Source organism: Arthrobacter sp. HMWF013, from assembly GCF_003061105.1.
Taxonomy (GTDB): Bacteria; Actinomycetota; Actinomycetes; order Actinomycetales; family Micrococcaceae; genus Arthrobacter.
Window position 1 is genome coordinate 797 of record NZ_QAIQ01000580.1, and the last position, 2,288, is coordinate 3,084.

Consider the following 2,288-nt stretch of genomic DNA (forward strand, 5'->3'; position numbering starts at 1 on the left):
CGTGACCCGTTACCTTAACGACCACAAGGTGCGCGGCGCCATCCGCGCCGTGGACGTCTCCAAGCCGCTCGCCGGCGGCGCGCTGGCCGTGGAGGATGTGCGCGACGGCGATCTGCTCACCAAACTGGACATCCTCGCCAGCGGCGCGGTGGCGGAGGCCGGGGAGTGGATCCGCGAGCGGATCGCCCTCGACTTCGCCTACCAGTGCGTCGAGGACCCCGATGAGCTGGCCACCCTGGACAAGGGCCTGAGCCTGGGCGGGGTAGTCAAACGCAACCGGCACACGGTGGAGAAAGACGATCGCTTCACCGGGCGCCAGGATTACGTGCTCGGTTTCGACAACGCGGCCAAGCTGGAACTTGTGGCCGCGCAGGTGGAAGATCTGCAGCAGGAGCTGGCCAAGGCAGCCGAGCTGGCGCAGAGCCGCGAAGAATCCCACCAGGGCATGAGCCGTCAGCTTGACGCCCTGCGCCGTATCGCCGAGGACAACCGGTCCTGGGAACAGGTCTCTGCCGCCGTTGCCGGCGAGGAACTCACCAGGATTGAGCAGCGGCTCAAGGATGCCCTGGCAGCTCAGGCAGACCTGGAACCGCTGCGGGCGAACATCGAATCAGCGCGGCAGAAACACCAGGCCAGCACCGAGGCCGCGGCCGTCCTGCAAAGCGAATACAAGTCGCTCGACCGGCAGCTCAGCGCCGCCGATTCCCTGCTGGAAGCCGCGCGGACCCGCCTGGAGCAGGCGCCGCCGTCGGCCGCCACCGTCACCGCGCTGGAACCCTACTTCACCGAATTCGGTGACATCAGCGAGATGCACGAGCTGGACAACCTTGCCAACCGTGTCCGGACAGCGCTGCTGGGGGAGCTGCACGCCACCGAGACGCGCGGTCAGGCAACCTCCGAGCGGCTGACCCGGATCTTCGAGGGCTTTGTGCGTGAGTGGGGATCGGCGATTTCCGCGGACCACGGCACGTCCATCGGCGCTGCGGGGGAGTTCGAATCCCGCTACCACGCCATTGTCAGCGACGGCCTGCCTGCCCAGGAATCGGAGTTCCGCCAGTTCTTCAACCAAAGGACCCATGAATCCTTCAGCACGCTGCTGCACCTGCTGGACGAGGAACGCCGTTCCATCTCCAGCCGGATCCTCCCCCTCAACGGCATCCTGGCCGAGGTCAACTTCCACGAAGGCAGCTTCCTGGAACTTGACATCAAGCAGACCATGCCCGCCACGGCCAAGCAGTTCAAGGACGCCATTCATAACGCGCTGAAGGCCCGGCACACGCGGCCCGCCCGCGGCGGTACGGACACCACCGCATCAGGAGGAGACGACGACGCCGAGCTGACCGCCCGCTATAAAACCCTCGAAACGCTGGTCAAGAGATTGGGTTCCCAGGCTCCGGAGGACCGCCGCTGGCGCGCCGAGGTGCTGGACGTCCGTGGGCACCTTTTCATCCAGTGCAAGGAACACCGGGAAGTTGCCGGTCCACGGGGCGGCAAGCGGACCGATGTCTACATGCACGCCGATACCGGCTCCATGTCCGGCGGCGAGCGGCAGCGTTTTACCGCTTTCATCATGGCCGCAGCACTGAGCTACCAGCTGGGCATCGCCGAGCAGGGTTTCACTACCTACGGCACCGTGATGATGGACGAGGCATTCGTGCTGGCCTCCGAGGAGTTCGCCGGTGCGGGCATCAAAGCCCTGCACGAGTTCGGATTCCAGCTGCTGCTGGCCGCCCCGGAAAACGTGATCGACCTGTCCAGGCACCTCGGCTCGGTCACGGAAATCCTGCGGGACAAGCGCACCAACCGTTCCGGTGTCCTGACGGCGCCCGTGATCCGCCCCCGGACCGGCGAAGAGGGGGCCTGGCGCTCCGAGGCGAACCCGGTTGACATCGTTTTGCGCTAACGGTGGTGCCAGGAATGTTTTTATAACAAATCGATGGATATATTCCGGAAACCCTAGTCGGGGCGATGAAGCGGATGCCATTCTGGTGGACATCAAACACTCGCCTTCATCCTCCCCGATGGGTAGTTGCGGAACGCTGGGTCCCGCGTCTGACGCCTGCTGAGTTTGATGGCCCTCTTTGGAAAGGCACCACCGATGCACCCAGTTCATCGCGCCCGCACCTTTGCGGCTCTCGCGACCCTCGCAGCCCTAACCCTCACGGGCTGCATGGCAAACGTCTCATCAGACGCTGCCGGCACTCCTGCCGCAGGGGCCACCGCCCCGGCGTCAGTGAGCGCGACCCCTGTCCCCAGCGGCGAGGCGAGCCCGGCGATGGGGACAGGGG

1 protein-coding gene and 1 pseudogene are annotated in these 2,288 nt (G+C 65.5%); both read left to right on the plus strand.

What is annotated here, in order from left to right:
- Window positions 1-1,903 (plus strand): SbcC/MukB-like Walker B domain-containing protein (locus DBR22_RS19750; protein WP_308810243.1); only part of this gene is annotated, 1,903 nt, incomplete at its 5' end.
- 195 nt (window positions 1,904-2,098) lie between these two features.
- Window positions 2,099-2,288: pseudogene (locus tag DBR22_RS24185) on the plus strand (hypothetical protein); the annotation flags it as partial.